The following is a 22011-nucleotide window of genomic DNA, read 5'->3' as shown; positions in this document are numbered from 1 at the left end:
CTCGCAAAATCTATTCACTGATTCCGCCCTAAAATGGGGCGCGAATGCACTTTTACAGGGCAGGCACCCCATCTTATTTGTTTCAGAAGTGTTAGATTATGTCCGCGCCATACAATGCGCTCACCATCCACGGCTCCACACAATAAATAACTTCATTAAGAAAGGTTTTTTATGGATAAGTTATCTTATGCGTCTGAAAGCAGCACATCTGCCTGGTCCACTTACTTACAGCAAATTGACCGGGTTGCGCCCTATCTGGGCGATCTTTCACGTTGGATAGATACTTTGCGGCATCCAAAACGTGCGCTGATTGTCGACATTCCTCTCCAGATGGATGATGGCTCAATTCGCCATTTCGAAGGCTATCGCGTTCAGCACAACCTTTCGCGCGGCCCGGGTAAAGGCGGTATTCGCTATCATCCGGCTGTCGACCTGAATGAAGTCATGGCGCTTTCTGCGTGGATGACCATCAAATGTGCGGCGGTTAACCTTCCTTACGGTGGGGCTAAGGGCGGCATCCGGGTCGATCCTTTCAAACTCTCTGAGGGTGAACTTGAACGGCTGACCCGTCGTTATACCAGCGAGATCGGCATCATCATTGGACCGCAAAAAGATATTCCGGCACCGGACGTCGGCACTAACAGCAAAGTGATGGCGTGGATGATGGACACCTACTCCATGAACCACGGCACCACGATTACCGGCGTGGTCACCGGCAAACCCATTCACCTGGGTGGTTCGCTGGGCCGTGAAAAAGCCACTGGCCGTGGGGTGTTTATTACCGGCCGTGAAGTGGCTCGTCGTTCAGGTATTGAAATCGAAGGTGCCCGCGTGGCGGTTCAGGGCTTTGGTAACGTCGGCAGCGAAGCGGCACGCCTGTTTGATGAAGCAGGCGCACGTGTAGTGGTGATTCAGGATCACACCGCGACCCTGTTTAATGCAGACGGCATTAATATGGCTGCCCTGACCGAATGGCAGATCGCCAATAAGCAGATTGCCGGTTTTCCGGGCGCACAAAGTATTGAGAAAGAGGCGTTCTGGACCACTGAGATGGATATCCTGATCCCGGCGGCGCTGGAAGGTCAGATTACCCGTGAGCGGGCAGAGATCCTCAGCTGCAAAATCGTGCTGGAAGGCGCAAACGGTCCGACTTATCCGGATGCCGATGACATGCTGGCAACGCGCGGCATTATCGTTGTGCCGGATGTGGTCTGTAATGCCGGCGGCGTGACCGTCAGCTACTTCGAATGGGTTCAGGACATGGCCAGCTTCTTCTGGAGTGAAGATGAGATCAATCGTCGCTCTGATAAGATTATGACCGAAGCGATGGTTCATATCTGGGAGAAGTCAAAGGAGAAGGATTGCTCGCTGCGCACTGCGGCGTATATCGTGGCGTGTGAACGGATCCTGATGGCGCGTAAAGATCGCGGTATCTACCCGGGTTAATGCTTATGGCGCTGTTGTCTGCAATAGCGCCTTTTTTCTACTTCATCAGCACCTGAAACTGCGGATTAAATTCATCAAAGATCGGTAACGCAGCGGCACCCAGTGCAGCGGTATCGCTGCCGGTCATGCCCCTCTTCAGCCGCATATCTGACAGGTAACGTCCGTACACCGACTGATAAAGCGGCGGCAGGCGCGCGACCATCTGCTCCAGCAATGGCGCAGGCATCATCCCGCCAATGATCACCGCCTCTGCATCAAACACCGACTCCAGAATATTGATCGCCTGACGTAACGGAGTCATCACGCTCTCAATCCAGGCAGTGAAAAGCGCGGGTTCGATCTGCATCAGAACTTCAGGCAGCGCCCGCATCGGACCGAGCCCGCAGAATTCACAGGCGGCCTGTAACGAGACATAACGTTCCAGACAGTCCTGATTACCGCAGTAACAGTCGCGTCCGCCTGGCTTCACCACAATGTGGCCAATCACGCCCGCATTATGGGCGCGACCGGTATAGCTGTGGCCATCCGTGAAGATGCCGGCACCCAGACCGGTGCCGAAGTAGAGATAAATAAAGGAGTTAAGGTGGCGCGCTGTACCGTGAAAGCGTTTGCCGGTCTGGATAGCGTCTCTGGCGGGGCAATTCTGCTGGATAAAAAAGCAGATCAACGACCTCAATCCCGCTGACCGGGATATTGCCAGGGTGTTTCAGAGCTATGCGCTTTATCCGCATCTGACCGTCGCCGAAATTATTGATTAACACTCCCCCCCAACTTCAGCTGCACTCAGTCGTCGCTAGAGACGTTTTCAGGAGGTGAACGTGATTGCCCGAATGAATTTTTTCTGAACGGTGGCCGATCTAAATAGTGGGCGGCAGAGCCACTGGGTATTATCGCTATTTCTTCGCCAATAACGTCAGCTAAACTTCTTCATCATTTTTTTAAAGAAAGGCTCATCATCTTTAACCTGACAATCAGATATTATTTCTTCAGTAACATTTTTCTCACTAATGTTTTCAACAAGGATCTTAAACCTACGCTTTACTTCTTTACCTGCAGGAGTGCAATCTCCTGAGCTTGCCAGATAAACGGCCGCACTGTATGCCGCATAGCAGTCATCAATGTTGGCCGGATGATCTTTACAACCACTATATACACTATAAGCCAGATCAGCATGACCTTTATAATAATTAATTTCAGGCGTATTTTTTAACTGTGAAAATACACCAGGAAGTAATAGTGTGAAGACCAGACTAAGTGTTACCACTCCCATCAGGACTATATATCTGAACTTCATCGCCTTGCCTTTTTAGTCATTAATGTTAAAAAACTCTTTCTACTGCACGCGCCAGTAAGACTGGTGGTTTACCGTGATATTGAAAATAACTCAGTCAATTCGTCATTTCAATACTATACTGCCCCTGGTATTCAACATAGTTACGTTTCATTTATCAGATAAGGTTGTCTTCTTTCCTGTTATACCTCTTCAGAACAGGCAATTTCCCTTACTTTCCTGGTACAAAAGAAGAGTTCTGCGTCCACAAATCAGACAAATTTAGCCAATACGTTGAAGAACCGTGTATTCATTTTCTGTGCCCGGCATTCGTTTTACATATAACAGCCGCAGCCAGTAAATACGCCAGAGCAAACGCATGTCTGACATCAATTCCCGCAGCGTCAACACGAGCAGATATGCGTTCGGCAGACATCTGTCACGACGATTAAGAGGGACATAGAGCATCAATGTAGCAAGACCTTATCGCTTTGACAGCTCAAGTTCCGCTGAAACGTATAGCTCTGCACGCTTTATCGCAACTGGCTGTATTCCCCATAAAGTGCAGACAAACTTAAATAATGAAAATACAGAAGTATTAAGCTTCCCGAGAATTGGCTTTTTATGTTTGGGAATTTATCCCCCGATGAATTAATAATCAGGATTATTTTCAGATATGCAGTATGAATTGGATTTGCTGGCATAAAAGGTGACGCTGGGGCCATGTGCTGCTAAATAAGTTTCAGTGTGGCAATGGCTACAAGGACGAAGACGGACGTACTCTGCTTCACCGGTGGTCGCTAATCACCCTATCAGTGTTAGCGAAAAGGGATGGCGCTCTTATCTCTTTGCGAAGGACGTATGCTATTTGAACCGCCGCTCTATCCAGCAGCGACGGTTTTTCAGGCGTATCAGCACGCTTTACGCCAGATGAAACTGCTCCACCGTCTGTGACAGCTGCTGCGCCTGATCTTCGAGTGAATTGGCGGCCGCCGACATCTGCTGCACCAGCGCGGCGTTCTGCTGGGTGACGCCATCCATTTCATTGACCGCAATCGTGACCTGACTGATGCCACGTGCCTGTTCGCTTGATGCGGTAACAATCTCACCGATAATTCCCTGCACTGAATTTACCGCATGCATCATCTCCTGCATGGTCTTACCGGCATCATTCACCAGCCGGACGCCACTCTCAACCCGTACGCTCGACTCTTCAATCAGTGCGCCAATCTCTTTCACCGCATTAGCACTGCGCTGGGCCAGATTTCGCACTTCCGAAGCGACCACCGCAAAACCACGGCCCTGCTCACCGGCACGGGCTGCTTCTACCGCTGCGTTGAGCGCCAGAATATTAGTCTGGAAGGCAATGCTATTGATCATCGTGGTAATGTCGCCAATCTTTTTCGAGCTGTCATCAATCTGCGCCATGGTCTGCACCACCTCACCCACCAGCAAGGCACCGCGACTGGCAATATGCGTCGCGTTTTCGGTCAGGCTGGTCGCCTGTTGCGCATTGTCGGCATTCAGGCGGATCGTGGCGCTGATCTGCTCCATGCTGGCGGCAGTCTGCTCCAGCGCGGCGGCCTGCTCTTCGGTACGTGAGGCCAGATTGAGGTTGCCGCTGGCAATTTCGCCCGCGCCCTGTCTTACCGATTCGCTGGAATCCTTAATCTGCCCGACAATCTGCCGGAGCTGACTTTGCATAGTATGAAGCGCAAAAAAGAGGCTGCTGCGATCGCCGTTTTTCACAGCAATCGCGTTATCCAGCTTGCCATCCGCGACGGCCAGCGCAATATTTGCCGCTTCAATCGGCTCGCCGCCAATCGGACGCAGCACCTTACGACTGAACAGCATGCCGAGTACGGTGCCGACCAGCAGAATACTCACCACCATCAGCAGCAGCGCCCACATCAGTTGCCGGTTGGCAGCAGCCATCACCTGACTGACCGGTGCGACGACGCCGAGATACCAGGGCTTGTCACTGTTACCAATTACCACCGGCTGCCAGGTGATTAATGCATCTTCGCCCAGCACGGCATCAAAATGCTGTACGACTTTCGTCGTAAAACCATCTTTTTCGCCTTTCCAGGGTTTACCGGCTTCCTCTTTCACGGGGGAGGAAACCACATTTCCGCCATTCGAGAGCAACAGCGCATAGCCGCTGCCCTGCCAGGGTTTGATCTGATTCACTTTCTGCTGCAGTGAGGCCAGTGAAATGTCAGAGGTGACGATCGCTTTTAAGGTGCCCTGCTCGATAATCGCGGCAGCTACAGAGGTGAGCAAGGTCGGTACGCCGTTATAGGCATAGCTGTAAGGTTCGATCAGAGTGTCTTTTTTGGCTTTTTGTGGGACAAGGTAGTAATCCCCTTCACCTGGCGTAAGGAAGGAGAGCAGCGGATGCATCACGTAGTTGCCTGAAGTATCGCGGTCGACAAACCAGGCATAGCGACCCTGTGGGGCCTGACCCGGCTGTGTAGCGAACTCCGCATCGCGTCCATCAAACGCATCAGGTTCAAAGGTGACAGACATAGACAGATAGTCCGGGTTGGCGCGCAGCGCATACTCCATGACCTTATCAACCACCTTACGATCGGTAATACCCGCGTGCGGTAAGGCAATTACGCTCTGTCCAAGATGACTGGCAACATCACGGGCATGCCCCAGCTCCTGCTGCACCTGAAGCGCACGGCTTTGTGCAATCTGCTGCAGATAGTTTTCTGCGAGCACCTTCTGTTCTTTACCTGATTGCCAGCTGAGGACGCCGATAGTCACAGTAAATCCCAGCATGATTGTCAAACCACCCATGATCAGCATCTGCGTACGTGTACTCATTCTTTTCTTATGTGTTAACTGACTTGCCATAGTGATTCCCCTGGAATTTACCTGTTTCTTTCCCTCCTTGTGATTACGTTGCTCCTGAGATCATCTATCGGCGGCGTTTTTTTGAACTTTAGTCACCGTAATCCTGACGTGCAGCCTGTCTGGCTGTGAGTCATTCAGAGAAAGTGATCGCAAAGGGGATATGGCGCTGCGTATGAACGGACTTTTTTTGATCTGCAACAATATTGCTGCCCGCCTTTACTGTCAGTTTATGTCAACAGTTGCTGTAGCCCCTTGTCACTGTGGAGAGAGATCAATGATCGGAAAATCAGGATTAGCCATTGGGATGGTTGTCTGGCTGGCGTATGTTGCCTGGATTGTTCACTACTATTCAGACACCTTTATGCAGTTCTCCCGCTGAGCAAACAGGACCTTCGGGTCCTTTTTTTTCGCCCTTAATTCCTTATGGTTGGCCTGTGAGCCGGATCTTCGCTATTATCGACTCATTCTGTGAGCCGAATAGCAAATCCTATTCGGCTCATCGCCTCTTATTGTGAGCCAACTATGAGCGTTAACTGGATCTGGCAGCAGCCGGACTGGCCCGATTTTCAATGGCAGGATACTGTACTGTTACCGCGCCTGCGCCATCTGCAGCAGCAGCGCGGTTTACTGCTGGGACGAGCCAGCCTGCAGTCAGACAGTGATTCGCAGACGCTGGATACCCTGCTAAGTAATATCCTTTCTTCTTCCGCAATTGAAGAGGAGCGGGTAAACGTGCAGTCAGTACGCTCATCGCTGGCGCGCCGGCTAGGCGTCAGAGAAGAACAGCCTTATCCGGTCTCCGATCGCTCAGAAGGGCTGGCCGCCATGATGCTGGATGCCATCAACAATCGCAGCCAGCCATTGACGCTCGACCGATTATGTCAATGGCATCACTGGCTTTTTCCGGCCGATGAATGGACGGTGCAGCGCCTGAGCGTCGGCACGCTGCGCGGTAGTGAGCCCATGCAGGTGATCTCTGGTCGCATTGATCGCCCCACGGTGCATTTTGAAGCGCCACCGCGACAGGGGCTGGAGCCGCAGCTGGCACAGTTTATTGAGTGGTTCAACCACAGTCAGCAGGATGTAATGCTGGACCCGCTGCTGCGTGCTGCCATCTGTCATCTCTGGTTTGTTACGCTGCATCCGTTTGATGACGGTAATGGCCGTATCACGCGAGCGCTGACCGATCTGGCACTGGCGCAGGCCGACAGTCAGAGCATCCGCCTTTATGCCATGTCACCCGCTATCCTGGCGCAGCGTGCCGGTTATTACCGCATCCTGGAGCAGACGCAGAAAGGCGGCCTTGATATCACAGACTGGCTGGTGTGGTTTCTTGATATCCTGGATGAGAGCCTGAAGCAGGCGATGGACGTCATCGATCGCACCCAGATAAAAGCGCGTTTCTGGCTGCGTCATCAGGGGATGGGATTAAGCGCGGAACAGGTGAAAGTGCTGAACCGGCTGCTAGACGGCGGGGAACAGGGTTTTGAACTGGGGATCAGCGCCAGCCAGTATCAGAAGGTAGCTAAAGTGAGCAAAGCAACCGCGACCCGTCATCTGGCGGATCTGGTTGAAAAAGGCTGCCTTTACCGGCTGGAGGGCGGCGGCAGAAGCACCCGCTACCAGGTAGTAACAGATGCTATAAAGCTATAGCGTTAATCACGTGATGTTCTGCAACGTTAACTGCCAGGTGAGTTTAACCCTGAACATAACGCTCAAGCGACTCAGGACTTAATTGAGAGGCAGAAGCCCTGTCAGCGATAATCAACAAAGAAGGATGTAATTTCAATACGGATGCAGGAATCTGCTCCGTCACCGCGCCCTCAATTACCTGCGCCAAAGCCCAGGCTTTATTTTCGCCGCTGACAATGAGTAACAGATTTTTTGCTGCCATGACGCTCATCGGCCCCATAGTCACATAATGATCAGGTACAGAGCTTAAATCACCCTTCATTTCAGTCCGGGCGATGAATTCAGCGAGATCGCCCTCTATCGGATGCTTAACCACCGTGTGATGAAATCGGGTCAGGCCAGGGATGTTGCCGCAAAAATGGCCATCTGACCCCAGTCCCATCAGCACTAAATCTAATCCACCCTCCTCCTTTAACAGACGCTCAAAATCCAAAAAATTGTCATTGGTGAGTTTATGAATGTTCGTTTCTTTAATTTGTGCCGGCGACAGGAAAAGCTGACGCAGATTGGATATCGTGACGCCCTCACGATGTTGGCCTTTGAACGCAATTTCATCAAAGTTATAGTAATGAACATGTGAATAGCCGGAACGTCCGCCAATGGCTGAAACAAGGTGTTCGTACAATTTAGCAGGCGTATGACCTGCCGTAATTGCCAGATTCACACGTCGGTTTTGAGTCATATAACCCAGCATATGATGACTTGCGATCTGGCTCATTTCATTATAATTATCTGTCACGATCAGTTTCATTTCATCATCCCGTAATCGTTTTGCTGACAAACATCAATGTGGCATCGCGACCTGTCGTGAGCCACAATGATGGGTATTAACAGGCAGTCATCTCACCCTTTAAGTGAGGCTCCGTTTGTCGCTATCACCTCCTGATACCAGTAGAAGCTTTTCTTGCGGCTACGCGCCAGCGAGCCTTCGCCATTATCATCGCGGTCCACATAAATGAAGCCGTAACGTTTAGAGAGTTCGGCTTTGGATGCGCTGACCAAATCGATCGGACCCCAGCTGGTATATCCCATAACTTTTACACCATCCTCAATGGCTTCACGCACCTGAACAAGGTGATCGTTGAGATAGCTGATGCGATAGTCATCCTGCACGACGCCCGTTGCATCCGGTATATCTTTCGCGCCCAGTCCATTCTCAACAATGAACAGTGGCTTTTGATAACGGTCCCACAGCAGATTAAGCAGGGTACGTAAGCCCACCGGATCTATCTGCCAGCCCCATTCAGAACTCTGCAGGTGGGGATTGGGTACCATGCTCAGAATATTACCGCGCATCTGCTGATTCAGTGTCTCATCGGCGGTGACGCAGCCGGACATGTAATAGCTGAAAGAGATAAAATCGACGGTCGACTCGAGTATCTGGCGATCGGCATCGGTAATATCCAGTTGGATATCGTTTTCGCGGAAGAAGCGCAACATATAGCCAGGGTAAGCCCCCCGACACTGTACATCGCCGAAAAACTGCCATTTTCGGTTCTCCTGCAGCGCCTCAAAGACATCATCGGGCTTACAGCTCAGCGGATAAACCAGACCTCCCAGCAGCATATTGCCGATTCTTGCATCGGGATTAATGTCATGACAAATTTCTACCGCCATAGCACTGGCAACCAGTTGATGATGGATGGCCTGATAAATCTCGCTTTTACTGCTGGTTTCTGGCAGGCCTACGCCAGTCATCGGCGCATGTAAAGACATATTGATTTCATTGAAGGTCAGCCACAACCTGACTTTTTTCTGATAGCGGGTAAACACCGTACGCGCGTAATGCTCAAAAAAGCCAATCACCCGACGGTTTCCCCAGCCGCCATACTGCTTTACTAAACCCCAGGGCATTTCATAATGTGACAGTGTCACAAGCGGGGTAATGTTATGTGCTGCCAGCTCATCGAATAATCGGTCATAAAAGGCCAGGCCTGCTTCATTGGGTTGTTGCTCGTCACCATTGGGAAAGATACGCGTCCAGGCGATTGATACTCGCAGACAGCTAAATCCCATCTCTGCAAACAGTTTTATATCGTCCGGATAGCGATGGTAAAAATCGATCGCTACATCTTTCAGGCTCTTACTCCCCGCAACGCGATCGACTACCGGGCCAAAAATCCCTTGTGGCTGAAGGTCAGAGGTGGAAAGGCCTTTCCCCTCTTCACGCCAGGCACCTTCAACCTGATTAGCGGCAACCGCACCGCCCCATAAAAATGTATCCGGGAAAGTTTTCATCCTGTGCTCCTTTTACTGATGAATGATGCTGAGTAACGGCGTTCCTGCGGTGACAGCTGTCCCTGCCACCGCCAAAACGTCACGATACGCATCGCTGTTAGTGATAATGATCGGTGTTGCAAGGTCATATCCGGCATCAAGAATGGCCTGACGATCAAACGTCAGCAGCAGATCGCCGGGCTTAACCGCGTCGCCCACTTTTACGTGTGCCGTGAAAGGTTTGCCCTCAAGCCTGACGGTATCGATACCCACATGAATCAGCAGCTCAATCCCACTGTCACTCAACAGGCCGATGGCGTGTCGGGTCTGAAACAGCGAGGCAACCTCACCTGCGAAGGGCGCAATGACTTTGTTGTCTGAAGGAATGATGGTCACACCCTGTCCCAGCAGGCCACTGGCGAACGTCGCGTCCGGCACCTGATCAAGGGCCAGTACGGTGCCGGTCATCGGTGAGAGGATGTCATCTTCGCCGGGCATTACCGGGATCGCTGCGTCTGGCGTGCTGTTACGGGGTATTCCCGCTACCAGCGTCATGACACAGCTCAGGATCAGCGCCAGTAGTGTTCCGGCAATCCCACCCCATAAGGTTGAATCAACCCCACCTGGCGGGATCATTTGCGCGAGGGTAAAGATGTTGGCAAAGCCAAAGGAATAGACGTGGCTACTGCTGAAGCCGACAATGCCACCGCCGATGGCACCCGCCACACAGCCAAAGATGAAGGGACGGCGTAACGGCAGATTAACGCCATAGACAGCCGGTTCAGTGATACCAAAGATCCCTGCGGTCACTGATGAACCCGCCAGCATCTTCTGGCGCGCATCCTGGCTGCGCAGTAAAACCCCTAGTGCCGCACCAACCTGACCCATAACAGCAGGCAACAGTACGGGCAGCATCGAGTCATGTCCCAGTACAGCAAGGTTGTTGATCATCAGCGGCACCAGTCCCCAGTGCAAACCAAAAATTACACAAACCTGCCACAGTGCACCCATGACGGCCCCAGCCAGCCAGGGGGCCAGAGCATAAATCCACTGGTAACCGTTCGCCAGCATCTGGCTCAGCCACGTGGCCAGTGGGCCAATTACCAAAAAGGTCAGCGGCACAGTGATGCTCAGACAGATCACTGGCGCAAAAAAGTTTTTCATGGCGGCGGGCAGCAGCCGGGTACTCTGTTTTTCCAGCCAGCAACTCACCCACGCGGCGAGAATGATGGGTATAACCGACGCACTGTAGTTAAACCAGGTCACAGGAATGCCGAGAAACGCATCAGTCAAGACGCCGGACTGCTGGCTGACATTGAAGGCAGCAATCATCGTCGGATGAATCAGTGCACCGCCGATGGCCATGGTGATAAAGGGATTACCGCCAAACTTTTTACCTGCGGTAAAGCCCAGTATCAGCGGAAAGAAATAAAACAGCGCATCACTTGCCGCAAACCAGATTTTATAGGTTCCACCCTCCACAGATAGCCAGCCACAGACCACGGCCAGCGCCAGCAGACCTTTGAGAATACCGGAGGCGGCAAGAATGCCGATAAAGGGGGTGAAAATGCCTGAAACAATGTCGATCAGTTGACTGCAAAGGTTACCTGCCTTCTCATTATCCTTTATTGCTTCTGAAGTCTCATCAGCCAGACCGGCTTCAGCGCGAACGGCCTGCCAGACATCATGAACATGGTTGCCAATCACTACCTGAAACTGACCGCCGCTTTCGACGACCATAATGACACCCGGATTCTTCTTAAGTCCTTCCGCATCGGCTTTGTGGTTATCTTTCAGTTTAAAGCGAAGCCGGGTGGCACAATGAACCAGACTTACGATGTTCTCTCTGCCACCAATATGGCCGAGGATATCCTGCGCCAGCGTGTGATATTCCATCTCAATTTCCTTAAACCGATGTCCGTTGACATCCGTTGACTGAGCCAAAAATAAAAAAACCCGAGAGCGTCCTCTTTTCAGAGGACGCGCTCAGGTTTTGCCTGCGTTAAGCAGTAACAATCCAGTTTATGGGGCTTACTGCCCCTCTTTTCTCACCCGCTCGATATGAATGGCGAGAAACATAATCTCTTCCGCCGTCAGCTCTCGCTGATAGCTTTTTTGCAAATGCTGCGCGATTTTCACCGCGCATTTCCAGGCTTTGGGATAGTTATCTTTTACTGCCGTATGCAATGAAACATCGTCATCGTTGACCACGGTTCGCGTCAGCATCCGCTGCGCGAAAAACTTCAGATGGGTGACAAACCGCTGATAACTCAGTGACGATTCGTTATATTCAAGCTGCAACTGATACTTCACCAGTTGCAGGATCTCCTGCATGACCCGGGTGACATCCATCACTTCCGGCATGTCATTATGGAGCTGTGCTGTCACCAGATGTAGCGCGATAAACCCGGCTTCATCCTCAGGTAGTTCGACATTCAGACGACGGGCGATGATTGCCCTGGCCTCCTGCCCCAGTTCGAACTCTTTGGGATAGAGACGTTTGATATCCCAGAGCAATACATTTTTAATTGCCAGACCTTTGTTCTGCCTTTCAATGGCAAAATAGCAGTGGTCGGTTAATGTGATATAAAGACTCTCCTGCAATTTCCCCAGACGCTGAATCGCAAGATCAATAATGCAATTGCAGGTCGTCATTACTTCAGGCGGGATTTGGTGTAACAACTCCTCCAGCCGACGAACCAGCACATCACTTTGCGGTGCGAACACTTTCTCAATTTGCGCGCCGTTGAGACTGTCACCGACGCGTTTCTGAAAGGCCAGCCCTCGCCCCATGACGACCTGCTCGCGCCCCTGCTCATCATGAACCATCACCACGTTATTATTCAGAATTTTGGCGATTTTCATCGGAACCCCAGAAACAAAAAAACCTGACATCCGGCAGAAGCCAGAAATCAGGTTTTGCCTGCCTAAGCAGTAACAATCCATTCCGGGCACTCTATCATTTTTATTCGCGACCTCAATCTGTCAGGGTAAAAAGCGTGACAGCGATCGAGAACCTTTTTCAGCTTAAAAAGTCACGACCGTCTTAAGTTCCGTCACCCAGGCATCCTGCGTATGGGATATCCCCGCCGGACGATGCCAGTACTGAAGCCCGGGTTGAAGTTCCAGCCAGGAAACGGGGCGGAATCGGTAATAGAATTCCCCATTCAGCGAATGACCAGGCACCGGATGATAAGCCGCATCGTTGTAGTCAGAAATACCACTGATCGTGTTCATGTAGCGCTGATTACGCGCGTACTGATTGCTCATATCCGTCCAGGTCAGGCCAAAACCTATCCAGTCTTCAGGACGGGCGTCAAACAGCCCCCGATAGCGGAGTGACGCGGCATAGACCGAATGCATGTAGTTAGTTCGCTGATCGGCCAGGCTCATACTGAATGAAGTACTCAACCCGCGACTGGCGTCATCCTGATGTCGCGTCAGTTGCTGATTAAGTCCGGCGTAAAGAAACCCTGTCCGGTTATGCTTCTCATAACCGCCGGGATCACTGGCACCTGCGCCACCGGACCGGCCGCGATAGAGGTCAGTTTGCGGGGCATTGGTAAAAACCACCCCCAGGTTATAGGCACCCGGCAGGCCGTTAATGATCGGGCGGGCTTCAATTTCTACCGGCAGCAGGACACCTTTGCTGCGTCGGGTGGAGCCACTCCAGGCGTGATGACGACTGGCAGCATCCGGGTTCTGCTCCATCACACCACCTTTCAAAGTGACAACGGGAGTTAACCGGTATTCGAGCGTGGTTCCCCATGTATGAACGTTCCAGTTATTCCAGGTCAGTGAGTTCGCGGATTTTCCGCCACACTGTGAAAGCATCTGGAAATCACAGGGTATAATCTGATCGAAGGTCTGAACCTTGTTCATCATTCCGATACGCCATGTCATACGCCGATCATCAAAACTTCGGGCAAAGGTCAGCCAGCCCAGTCGGGTAATTGATTGTCCGCCCCAGCTCTCCTGCGTGAGATCGTTCACATTCACGCGAGGATCCTGCACGCGTCGCGTGGTCAGATCATCGTTATGATTGCGGTTAACAATGTTCGCTTCGATACGTGCATCGGGAATATTTGTCCAGCGCGACAAATCCTGATTAAAGGTCAAAGCAAACTGATCGATATAAGCGACGTGTGAAGCATGATTGTATCCACCGCCGCCATTCCAGCCAATTTCATTCAGATAACCCAGGTTATAGGTAAATCCATTGTCGTTAAGCAATTTACGAAGGCCATACATATCACCCAGAACAGGATCAGGTGGAGATTCAAACCCTAATACTGTTCCGCTCCATTCCTGCGCTGCCGACAAGGGTGAAAAGGTCAATAATGAGAGTGCGCACAGCATGCTTTTATATTTCATCTTAGCAACCTGTTTTTGATTTTAATGATGTACGGTTCGCAGGAGAGCCCTGAACCTGCTGTCATCTACGTCATGCTTCCCTGGCCTGAACAGGCCGATTAATTATTGCTAGTTTTATTAATGACTTACACATTATCGGAGTAAATTTAAGGCAAAAAAAAACCTAAGCACCCCACAGTGGTAATGACTGTGGAACGCTTAGGTTTTGCCTGTTATCCAGTAACAACCCTACGCTGAAAACGGCTCTAACCTAACACTGATTTTTAAAGTTTAATAGTACTGCCGGGTTATTTCACAAGAAAATGTGAGCCAATTAACAATTAATATCTCTTATTTCACAGCTCTGGTGTTAATTAATAATTAAAATGAGGTAAGGAAATCACCAGGAGAATATCATATTAGTTTACTTGCTAATTCATTTAATCAAGACTGTTGATATTTATGCGTAGAATTAAAATAATCAAACGGCGTCTGACGCTTAAAAATGAATGATCAAAAATCCAGATTATTGAATCCTGATTGATACTATAACGCTGAGTTCCAAATTTTAGCTGGCTGATTTGCGTGATTTACAGGGAGATGATTGCAGGCGGGCACTCAGCATAAAGGAACCACAGGCGGATTTATTTTGAATGACCTGACAAAAGGTCAGATAAAGCCGTTAATCAGAAACAACAACGCCGGAAGGGTCGCTTCCGGCGTTGTGGCAGTTACGCAGCTTTAACGGCACGTACTTTCTTCGCAGCAGGCGCTTCCGCCTGCTCATCCGCACCTTCTTCTGCCACGGCTTCAGGCTTCGTCGCGCCTGCGGCTACGTCCGGCAGTTTGCTGGTGCGCAGAATATGCTGGACCGCATCTTTCTGCTCCGCAATCAGCAGACCAAGCGTTTCTGCCTGAGATTCGTCCAGTGCCGGTTGATGCTGTAACAGCCAGTCAGTGAAGGCTTCGGCCATATCGAGCATTTTGTCGTAGGCATCGGCCTCTTTCTTATTGGCAAACGTCATCTTCTCTTCACCCTTTCTGACTACAACAAATTTTGTTTCAACAGCCATCTTTTTGCCCTCAGGTACTGTGTATGCATACAGTATATCATGCCGGTTATGCTTTGCCAGCAGAGAATGGAGTTTACCGGTTACGCGCAGGCTAACTTTAACCGGGCGCAGGTTTTTTTCATTTTCCTGCCGCTTCTCTGCCGGAAACCAGACTGACTACACCAGCAGCTCTTCAAGGAACATCGCCAGTGCTTTACGCGGATCGTCCTCTTCGGACACGATCACCTCGATCCCCCACTGCCCCAGCACCTCTTTGGCTACCGGGTTGTTGCGATTTGTGAACAGATACGACTTGGGTCGCGCGGTCGCCAGCCCGGTGCGGCCCCACATCTTGGTCAGACGATAAAACAGCAGGCGTATGTTGAAATCACTGATGCTGTAGCCGACAAACAGTACGGAGTTGCCCATTACGTCATGGGTCAGTTTGATGTCGAGAGGGGAGTCAAAATAGAGGCGTTCAAAATAGCTGCTCTCATCGAGCACGATAGAGGTGTCATCATCGAAGTCACCGTGCAGCTTGATGATGTGACGTTTATCTTCAGTCAGCGAGACCAGGTCTGCGGCGTTCGCCACTTTGTAATAGGGGACGCCGTGCGCCTCGTGCGCCGCTTCCAGCCAGCGATCGTAATTGGTGGTGTAGATGCGCGAGAAGTTACCCTGGGTAATCATGGTATGAATTTCAGAAGACCGGACATCGATATCCGGCCGGTGCCACTCACGATCCATCCAGCTGCGCAGCGGGCCTAGCGAGCCTTTCTTTTGCTTGTAATACTCTGCCAGCGACAGGTGCGTTCCATAGGTATTGAAGATTTTGGGATCGTAACCCAACTCGTTAGCAAGGTGAGCAATCAGTTCATGCCACTCGGGGAGGCCAAAATTACGCGAAATACCGGCACCGGCAAACAGAATCAGTTTGCCGGAATCATAGGCGCGTTTGAGTTCAGGTTTCATGCCACTCCCCGCGAGGTTTTTAAAAAGGTGGCGAAGCGATCCAGCGCGATGCGCCGCATCGAAATCTCATTCTTGAGTTCGCCCATTTCTGCAAAGGTCTGCTCATAGCCTTCGGGGATAAACACGCAGTCCCACTGGAAGCCGCGTGTCCCGGCGGGTTTAGCGGCGATGGTGCCGCGCAGTTCACCCGAGAACTGATACATTTTGCGACCGTCGCAGTAGCCGAGCACCGTTTTGGCCGTCACAGCCTGGCTGTCCAGTCCCTGCACCAGTGCGGTAAAGCGCTCAGCGTCGAGGCGGTTCCAGAAGATACGGGTCAGCCCGGCGGGCAGACCATTGAGGCCATCCAGATAGAGACCGGTATGCTCAACAAACAGTGGCCGCCCAATCAGCGAAAAGGCTTTGGTCAGTTTATCACGCACCAGGTCCAGCTCGTTTTCAGTCTGAATTTCTTCGATACGACGGGCGATGGGTAATACTTCGACCCCGACAGGCTCGAGTATCTTACGCACCTCCGCCAGCTTTTGCTCATTGGCAGAAAGGAATCTGATTTTCATGGGGCTTCCAGGTCAATTACTCCGCCACGCAGTGAGGATTTTTTACGAAAACAGGCGGGCAGGATAAATCACTAACGCTGGAGAGTGTAGTTCAATTCTGGGGTCATTAAATGGCAGAACCGGCTTCAGCAGGAGAGCCGGTTCTGCCGACTCAGTAAACAATGCCCGGCGGATTCACTGTGGAGTGCGTCACAGCTTCATCCTGTTCACCCCAGCGGGCCAGCACCTGCTGATACTGCCCACCCGTGATAGTGCTATCCAGTGCGGCCTGTAAAGCCGGTGCCAGCCCATTGCCCTTTTTAGTGGTCACGGCGACCCAGGCGCGGAACGGTCCGCTGCCCACCAGCTTTGTCTGGCCGCGTGAAGCCACTTTCCAGGCGGCCATCGAGTGCGGGCCAAAGATCGCATCGGCCCGCCCCGACAGCAGCGTCAGCGTCGCAGAGGCATCATCGGTAAGATAGACTGGCGTCACCGCAGGCAGACCTTTGGCCCGGTTCTGCTGATCCCAGCTCAGCAATATGCGCTCCTGATTGGTGCCCGATGAGACGATAATCCGCTTACCGGCAATATCAGGCGGGCTGCTGATCTGGCTGATCTTACTGTCGCTTTTTACCGCAAAGGCGTGGTTATCAGCGCGATAGGTCGCAAAATCGAACTTCTTCTTACGCTCCTCAGTAACGGCAATGTTAAACATGGCGACATCATAGCGTCCGGCACTGATGCCCAGTGGCCAGTCCTCCCACGAGGCCGGAACCAGCTTCAGCTTTAACCCCAGACTGTCAGCCAGCAGCCTGGCGATGTCCGGATCGCTGCCGATCCGCGTGACGTTGTCAGACGCCAGCAGCGACAGCGGTGGAGAGTTAGTCGCGGCGGTTGCTACCGTCAGCGTGCCGGGTTCGATAAAGTGAAAGTCAGCCGGGATTTTCGCGATCGCCCGGGGATTCGCCGGGGCATGAATCGGCGTCTCATTTTTCAGCACATCGAGCTTCTCCGCCGCCTTACAGGTCAGCACTGGGAGCAGCGTCAGCGCTGTTAAGGTCAGCGCCTTCATAGCACGCGCGCCAGAAAACGGCGGGTACGTTCGTGGCGCGGATTGTTCAGTACCTGCGTGGTGCTGCCCTGCTCAACAATCCGGCCATCCACCATAAAGACCACCTTGTCCGCCACTTCACGGGCAAAGCCAATCTCATGGGTCACAATTACCAGCGTGGTGCCGGAACGCGCCAGCTTTTTGATGACGTCGAGCACTTCACCAACCAGCTCCGGATCCAGCGCCGAGGTCGGCTCATCGAACAGCATCACGCGGGGATTGAGCATCAGAGCGCGCGCAATAGCGATACGCTGCTGCTGCCCGCCCGACAGATGACGCGGCCAGGCGTCGGCTTTATGGCGCAGACCGACAATGTCCAGCAGTTCGCCCGCCCGCGCTATCGCTTCAGATTTCGTCAGCTGACGATGGGCAATCGGCGCTTCAATCAGGTTATCCAGCACGCTGAGGTGCGGAAAGAGATTGAAGTTCTGGAACACGTAGCCGACGTTGATACGCTGCCGCAGAATCGCCTTCTCTTTGAGTTCATACAGCTTATCGCCGCGCTGCTGATAGCCAATGTAGTCGCCATCAATCTGAATAAAGCCCTCGTCGACCCGCTCCAGATGATTAATGGTGCGCAGCAGCGTGGATTTGCCGGAGCCGGATGGCCCCAGGATCACCGTGACCGATCCAGGCTCCAGCGACAGCGAAACATCATCCAGTGCTGTGTGTTTACCAAAACGCTTGGTCACGCCAGTAATACTAATGGCACCTGTTGTGTGTGAAGTGCGGTAATCAATGGCTTCGGACATGGCTGATCTCCTCGGTCGGATGAAGTGGCGTGACGCGACTGCGCCATTGTTGCCAGCGCGAAGGCTGCGGCTCACGGTTCACGCTGCGGGCCAGCCAGCGCTCAACGTAATACTGAATCACGGACAGGACGGTGGTGATAATCAGATACCAGGCGGCACCGACCATCAGCAGCGGGATCACTTCCTGATTACGGTTGTAAATCATCTGGATGGTGTAAAACAGCTCCGGCATCGCCAGCACGTAAACCATCGAAGTACCTTTTGCCAGACTGATAATCTCGTTGAATGCGGTCGGAATAATGGCGCGCAGCGCCTGCGGCAGAATGATGCGGAAGGTCCGGCGTGAGGCAGAAAGCCCCAGCGCAGAAGCGGCTTCAACCTGCCCGTGATCGACGCCGAGGATCCCGCCGCGGATAATCTCTGCACTGTAAGCCGCCTGCACCAGCGTCAGACCAATTACCGCCGCCGGGAACTGGCCCAGCACATTAATCGTCTGAAACGCCCCCCACGACAGGCCGGTAAACGGAATACCAATCGACAGCGTGTCGTAGAGGTAGGAGAAGTTATAGAGAATGATCAGCACCACAATCAGCGGCAGAGAGCGGAACAGCCAGATATAGCCCCACGCCAGGGTGCTCAGCAGCCACGACGAGGAGAGACGTGCCAGCGCCAGCAGACCGCCAAAGAAGAGGCTGAAAATAGTGCCCAGCAGAGTCAGGAGCAGCGTCTGACCCAGGCCGTGCAGGATCACCGGATCAAAAAACCAGCGGGCAAACACGCCCCACTCCCAGCGAGGGTTAAAGGCCACTGACTGAATCACGCCCGCCAGGATAAACAGCGCCAGAATAGCGCCGGCGGTGCGCGCCGGATAACGTGCCGGGACCACCTGCAGATGTTGATGTTTGCTCATCGTCCCTCCTTAACTCGCCTCAGCGACGTTATAAACGCCGATTACTTTAATAAAACGCAGTCGCCCGTCATGTGGCGGCTGGCCGTAACGCTCCAGATCGCCGCTCAGATCGAACTGTGGCTGATAGCCGTGACCGGTATAAAGCCGCACCGCCTCCGGCTGGCGAAAGCCGGTGGTGAGAAACAGCCGCTGATAGCCCGCCTGCAGCGCACGCCGTTCCAGCTCCTGCAACACCACCAGCGCCAGCCCCTGGCGGCGCAGATCGCTGCGGGTCCAGATACGCTTCAGCTCAGCGGTCTGCGGGTCATAAGGTTTATAAGCGCCCATCGCAATGATTTCGCCGTCGCGCTCCAGCACAATAAACAGCCCCTGCGGCGGCAGATACCATTCGGTCAGCTCCTGCTCCTGCTCGTTACGGCGGGAGAAAAAGTCGCCATAACGTGCCGAATATTCACCAAACAGATCACCCAGAATCGGTTGCAGCTCGGGGGCCTCGGGCGAAACTTCGCGGAAAGTCGATTCACTCATGCTCAGCTCCTTAGTCGCCCAGCCCGGCGGGGTTGATTTCAGAACGATCGATATGCTCCACGTCTTCCCCCCAGCGGTTCAGCACCTTCTGATAATCGCCATTGCTGATGACGCCATTCAGCGCAGTGCTGATCGGTTCTGCGAGGCCGCTGCCTTTTTTCACCGTAACGGCAATGTGCGCCGCTTTTGGCCAGCCACCATCCACACTGCCGATCAGCCGGGTTTTACCGGTCAGTGCCGCTTTCCAGGCACCAATGACGTTAGGACCAAACCAGGCATCGGCCCGCCCCGCTTGCAGTGCCAGCGTCTGGGCGGCGTCATCTTTCGCATAGATCGGAGTAAAGCCTTTCAGACCCTTTGCCTGATTCTCTTTATCCCACGCCAGCAGAATCGCCTCCTGATTGGTGCCGGATCCCACAATGATCCGCAATCCGGCAATGTCTTCCGCTTTGGTCAGTGACTTAATCGGGCTGCTGGTTTTGACATAAAAGCCGAGCGAGTCTTTGCGGTAGGTGGCGAAGTCGAACTTTTCTTTGCGCTCTTTAGTCACGGTAATGTTGGAGATTGCCGCATCATACTTGCCCGAGGCCACACCCAGCGGCCAGCCTTCCCACGACGTCGGCACGATATTGAGTTTTAATCCCAGGCTATCCGCAACCAGTCGGGCAATATCCACCTCGCTGCCGAGCAGGGTTTTGTTGTCATCGGAAAATACCGTCAGCGGCGGAGAGTTCTGCGCCGCCACGGCCACGGTAAAGGAACCCGGTACCACAAAGTGATGCCCCGCGGGCAGTTGCGCGATGGCGTCAGGATTCTTCACCGTATTAATCGGCGCTTTATTGGCTTCCAGGCTGACGCGCTGGCCGTTATAGGAAACGCTGGTGCCTTCTGCCAGCGCGTGGCTGCTGGCGGTCAGAATAAGCAGGGCAAGAAGACGCGATGTTTTTTTCATGACGTGGGCTCTTATTGTGAGGTGAACTGATTAACGGGTTGTTTCAGAGCGAAGCTGTCGCGCAGCGTACTGCCCGGGTAGTCGTGGCGCGTCAGGCCGCGAGCCTGCAGAATCGGCACCACGCGGTCGACAAAACGTTCAAAGGTGTCAGGTGTGCCGCCATTGATAATGAAGCCGTCTGTGGCGTGGGTTTCGAACCAGAGCTGCAGGCCATCGGCCACCTCTTCGGGCGTGCCGTGAAACAGCGGACGCGGCGTTGCGGCTTCCAGTGCCGCCTGGCGCAGCGTATGGCTATGCTGCTGTGCTTTGCGTTTGATCTCGTCGGTGGTGCTGCGGAAGCTGTTCTGACCAATGTCGCCGATGTCCGGGAACGGCTGATCCAGCGGATATTGTGAAAAGTCGTGGTGGTCAAAGAAACGACCGAGGTAGTTAAGCGCGTCGGCAATCGATACCAGCGCCGCCGTGGTCTGATACTGGCGCTCTACGTCTTCCGCATCATCACCCACGATCACGCTGACACCCTGAAAGATGTGCAGATCCTCTGGCTGACGACCGTTTGCTACCAGCTGCTGTTTCACATCCTGATAAAACGCCTGCGCTTCTTCGCGAGTGGGCTGATGGGTAAAGATGGCGTCAGCATGACGCGCCGCCAGCTTTTTACCGTCGTCGGACGCACCTGCCTGGAAGATAATCGGACGGCCCTGCGGCGTGCGGGCGATGTTTAGCGGTCCCTGCACCTGGAAGAAGTCGCCATGATGATCGAGCGTGTGCAACTTCGCCGGATCGAAGAACTGCCCGCTCTCCTTGTCCCGTACAAAGGCATCCTGCTCCCACGAATCCCATAAGCCTTTCACTACCTGCAGATACTCGTCGGCAATGCGGTAACGCAACGCGTGTTCCGGGTGTTTCTCGCGGGAAAAGTTTTTGGCGGAACCCTGCAGCGGCGAGGTAACAACGTTCCAGCCCGCACGCCCGCCGCTGAGGTGATCGAGGCTGGCAAACTGACGTGCCACGGTGAACGGCTCGCTGTAAGAAGTGGAAACGGTGCCGACCAACCCCAGATGTTCTGTGACGCCCGCCAGTGCCGAGAGCAGCGTCAGTGGTTCAAAACGATTCAAAAAATGCGGGATCGATTTCTCATTAATAAACAACCCGTCGGCAACAAACAGAAAATCGAGCTTGCCCTGCTCCGCCTTGCGGGCGATTTTTTTGGCGTACTCCAGATTAATACTGGCATCGGCCTGCGCCGCAGGATGGCGCCAGGCAGACATGTTTCCCGACGCGCCATGCAGAATAGTGCCCAGCCGAAGTTGTCTTGTGGTCATGATGCTCTCTCTTTTTTAGTCGTAGCGATGCCC

General features: G+C 53.0%; 18 protein-coding genes and 2 pseudogenes. 3 read left to right on the top strand and 17 right to left on the bottom strand.

Annotated elements, in window-relative coordinates; all coding sequences use genetic code 11:
- Positions 1-171: 171 nt before the first annotated feature.
- Positions 172-1446 carry a Glu/Leu/Phe/Val family dehydrogenase gene (locus F3I20_RS06955; protein WP_150011521.1) on the top strand — a complete coding sequence of 425 codons (1275 nt, stop codon included), beginning with the start codon at positions 172-174 and terminating at the stop codon, positions 1444-1446.
- 37 nt (positions 1447-1483) lie between these two features.
- Here the strand turns inward: F3I20_RS06955 and F3I20_RS06950 are convergent.
- Positions 1484-2059 (bottom strand): annotated as a pseudogene (locus tag F3I20_RS06950) (ROK family protein); the annotation flags it as partial.
- On the opposite strand from F3I20_RS06950, the pseudogene F3I20_RS24125 reads away from it, so the two are divergent.
- Positions 2045-2192 (top strand): annotated as a pseudogene (locus tag F3I20_RS24125) (ABC transporter); the annotation flags it as partial. The pseudogenes F3I20_RS06950 and F3I20_RS24125 overlap by 15 nt on opposite strands.
- Positions 2193-2359: 167 nt before the next feature.
- Here F3I20_RS24125 and F3I20_RS06940 read toward each other — a convergent pair.
- The gene (locus F3I20_RS06940) at positions 2360-2740 is read right to left on the bottom strand and encodes a hypothetical protein (RefSeq protein ID WP_150037397.1); all 381 of its coding nucleotides are present in this window, start codon (positions 2738-2740) and stop codon (positions 2360-2362) included.
- A gap of 897 nt (positions 2741-3637) precedes the next feature.
- Positions 3638-5578: a methyl-accepting chemotaxis protein gene (locus F3I20_RS06935; RefSeq protein ID WP_150037398.1), complete on the bottom strand. Its 1941-nt coding sequence runs from the start codon at positions 5576-5578 to the stop codon at positions 3638-3640.
- Positions 5579-6100: 522 nt separating this feature from the next.
- On the opposite strand from F3I20_RS06935, the gene F3I20_RS06930 reads away from it, so the two are divergent.
- Positions 6101-7231, top strand: a complete 1131-nt coding sequence (locus F3I20_RS06930; protein WP_150037399.1) for a Fic family protein — start codon at positions 6101-6103, stop codon at positions 7229-7231.
- A 43-nt stretch (positions 7232-7274) separates the two neighbouring features.
- Here F3I20_RS06930 and F3I20_RS06925 read toward each other — a convergent pair whose 3' ends face one another.
- The 14 genes from F3I20_RS06925 to F3I20_RS06860 all read right to left on the bottom strand — a co-directional run bounded on the left by F3I20_RS06925 (position 7275) and on the right by F3I20_RS06860 (position 21978).
- On the bottom strand, positions 7275-8021 hold the full coding sequence (locus tag F3I20_RS06925) for a glucosamine-6-phosphate deaminase (RefSeq protein WP_150037400.1): 747 nt from the start codon (positions 8019-8021) through the stop codon (positions 7275-7277).
- 92 nt (positions 8022-8113) lie between these two features.
- A complete protein-coding gene (locus F3I20_RS06920) occupies positions 8114-9508 on the bottom strand; it encodes a glycoside hydrolase family 1 protein (RefSeq protein ID WP_150011531.1) in 1395 nt (464 codons plus the stop codon).
- Between the two features lie 12 nt (positions 9509-9520).
- Positions 9521-11383, bottom strand: coding sequence for a PTS beta-glucoside transporter subunit IIABC (gene bglF / locus F3I20_RS06915; protein ID WP_150037401.1), 1863 nt, complete (start codon positions 11381-11383; stop codon positions 9521-9523).
- A 135-nt stretch (positions 11384-11518) separates the two neighbouring features.
- Positions 11519-12352, bottom strand: coding sequence for a BglG family transcription antiterminator LicT (gene licT, locus F3I20_RS06910; RefSeq protein WP_150037402.1), 834 nt, complete (start codon positions 12350-12352; stop codon positions 11519-11521).
- 162 nt (positions 12353-12514) lie between these two features.
- Positions 12515-13846 carry a carbohydrate porin gene (locus tag F3I20_RS06905; RefSeq protein ID WP_223811678.1) on the bottom strand — a complete coding sequence of 444 codons (1332 nt, stop codon included), beginning with the start codon at positions 13844-13846 and terminating at the stop codon, positions 12515-12517.
- Between the two features lie 725 nt (positions 13847-14571).
- The gene (locus F3I20_RS06900) at positions 14572-14913 is read right to left on the bottom strand and encodes a YebG family protein (RefSeq protein ID WP_150011539.1); all 342 of its coding nucleotides are present in this window, start codon (positions 14911-14913) and stop codon (positions 14572-14574) included.
- Positions 14914-15069: 156 nt separating this feature from the next.
- Positions 15070-15864: an SIR2 family protein gene (locus tag F3I20_RS06895; protein WP_010247078.1), complete on the bottom strand. Its 795-nt coding sequence runs from the start codon at positions 15862-15864 to the stop codon at positions 15070-15072.
- On the bottom strand, positions 15861-16421 hold the full coding sequence (locus tag F3I20_RS06890) for a non-canonical purine NTP pyrophosphatase (protein WP_033735745.1): 561 nt from the start codon (positions 16419-16421) through the stop codon (positions 15861-15863). The genes F3I20_RS06895 and F3I20_RS06890 overlap by 4 nt, the downstream gene beginning before the upstream one ends.
- A gap of 151 nt (positions 16422-16572) precedes the next feature.
- Positions 16573-17472 carry an ABC transporter substrate-binding protein gene (locus F3I20_RS06885; protein ID WP_150011541.1) on the bottom strand — a complete coding sequence of 300 codons (900 nt, stop codon included), beginning with the start codon at positions 17470-17472 and terminating at the stop codon, positions 16573-16575.
- Complete coding sequence (locus tag F3I20_RS06880; protein WP_150011543.1) at positions 17469-18263, bottom strand: amino acid ABC transporter ATP-binding protein; 795 nt, start codon at positions 18261-18263, stop codon at positions 17469-17471. The genes F3I20_RS06885 and F3I20_RS06880 overlap by 4 nt, the downstream gene beginning before the upstream one ends.
- Positions 18247-19173, bottom strand: coding sequence for an amino acid ABC transporter permease (locus F3I20_RS06875; RefSeq protein WP_150019461.1), 927 nt, complete (start codon positions 19171-19173; stop codon positions 18247-18249). Before F3I20_RS06875 ends, F3I20_RS06880 begins: the two co-directional genes overlap by 17 nt.
- 9 nt (positions 19174-19182) lie before the next feature.
- On the bottom strand, positions 19183-19701 hold the full coding sequence (locus F3I20_RS06870) for a GNAT family N-acetyltransferase (protein WP_150037403.1): 519 nt from the start codon (positions 19699-19701) through the stop codon (positions 19183-19185).
- 10 nt (positions 19702-19711) lie between these two features.
- Positions 19712-20653, bottom strand: coding sequence for an ABC transporter substrate-binding protein (locus F3I20_RS06865; RefSeq protein WP_150037404.1), 942 nt, complete (start codon positions 20651-20653; stop codon positions 19712-19714).
- An 11-nt stretch (positions 20654-20664) separates the two neighbouring features.
- Positions 20665-21978, bottom strand: a complete 1314-nt coding sequence (locus F3I20_RS06860) for an LLM class flavin-dependent oxidoreductase (protein WP_150037405.1) — start codon at positions 21976-21978, stop codon at positions 20665-20667.
- Between the last annotated feature and the right edge of the window lie 33 nt (positions 21979-22011).

The organism is Candidatus Pantoea gossypiicola (assembly GCF_008632075.1).
Lineage (GTDB): Bacteria > Pseudomonadota > Gammaproteobacteria > Enterobacterales > Enterobacteriaceae > Pantoea > Pantoea gossypiicola.
Note: the sequence above shows the minus strand (reverse complement) of the source record. Positions and strands in the feature narration are given on the sequence as shown.

Bases quoted from the DNA above. Each gene is read 5' to 3' on its own strand.
- F3I20_RS06955 (WP_150011521.1), top strand. From the start codon at position 172: ATGGATAAGTTATCTTATGCGTCTGAAAGCAGCACATCTGCCTGGTCC.
- F3I20_RS06940 (WP_150037397.1), bottom strand. From the start codon at position 2,740: ATGAAGTTCAGATATATAGTCCTGATGGGAGTGGTAACACTTAGTCTG.
- F3I20_RS06935 (WP_150037398.1), bottom strand. From the start codon at position 5,578: ATGGCAAGTCAGTTAACACATAAGAAAAGAATGAGTACACGTACGCAG.
- F3I20_RS06930 (WP_150037399.1), top strand. From the start codon at position 6,101: ATGAGCGTTAACTGGATCTGGCAGCAGCCGGACTGGCCCGATTTTCAA.
- F3I20_RS06925 (WP_150037400.1), bottom strand. From the start codon at position 8,021: ATGAAACTGATCGTGACAGATAATTATAATGAAATGAGCCAGATCGCA.
- F3I20_RS06920 (WP_150011531.1), bottom strand. From the start codon at position 9,508: ATGAAAACTTTCCCGGATACATTTTTATGGGGCGGTGCGGTTGCCGCT.
- bglF (WP_150037401.1), bottom strand. From the start codon at position 11,383: ATGGAATATCACACGCTGGCGCAGGATATCCTCGGCCATATTGGTGGC.
- licT (WP_150037402.1), bottom strand. From the start codon at position 12,352: ATGAAAATCGCCAAAATTCTGAATAATAACGTGGTGATGGTTCATGAT.
- F3I20_RS06905 (WP_223811678.1), bottom strand. From the start codon at position 13,846: ATGCTGTGCGCACTCTCATTATTGACCTTTTCACCCTTGTCGGCAGCG.
- F3I20_RS06900 (WP_150011539.1), bottom strand. From the start codon at position 14,913: ATGGCTGTTGAAACAAAATTTGTTGTAGTCAGAAAGGGTGAAGAGAAG.
- F3I20_RS06895 (WP_010247078.1), bottom strand. From the start codon at position 15,864: ATGAAACCTGAACTCAAACGCGCCTATGATTCCGGCAAACTGATTCTG.
- F3I20_RS06890 (WP_033735745.1), bottom strand. From the start codon at position 16,421: ATGAAAATCAGATTCCTTTCTGCCAATGAGCAAAAGCTGGCGGAGGTG.
- F3I20_RS06885 (WP_150011541.1), bottom strand. From the start codon at position 17,472: ATGAAGGCGCTGACCTTAACAGCGCTGACGCTGCTCCCAGTGCTGACC.
- F3I20_RS06880 (WP_150011543.1), bottom strand. From the start codon at position 18,263: ATGTCCGAAGCCATTGATTACCGCACTTCACACACAACAGGTGCCATT.
- F3I20_RS06875 (WP_150019461.1), bottom strand. From the start codon at position 19,173: ATGAGCAAACATCAACATCTGCAGGTGGTCCCGGCACGTTATCCGGCG.
- F3I20_RS06870 (WP_150037403.1), bottom strand. From the start codon at position 19,701: ATGAGTGAATCGACTTTCCGCGAAGTTTCGCCCGAGGCCCCCGAGCTG.
- F3I20_RS06865 (WP_150037404.1), bottom strand. From the start codon at position 20,653: ATGAAAAAAACATCGCGTCTTCTTGCCCTGCTTATTCTGACCGCCAGC.
- F3I20_RS06860 (WP_150037405.1), bottom strand. From the start codon at position 21,978: ATGACCACAAGACAACTTCGGCTGGGCACTATTCTGCATGGCGCGTCG.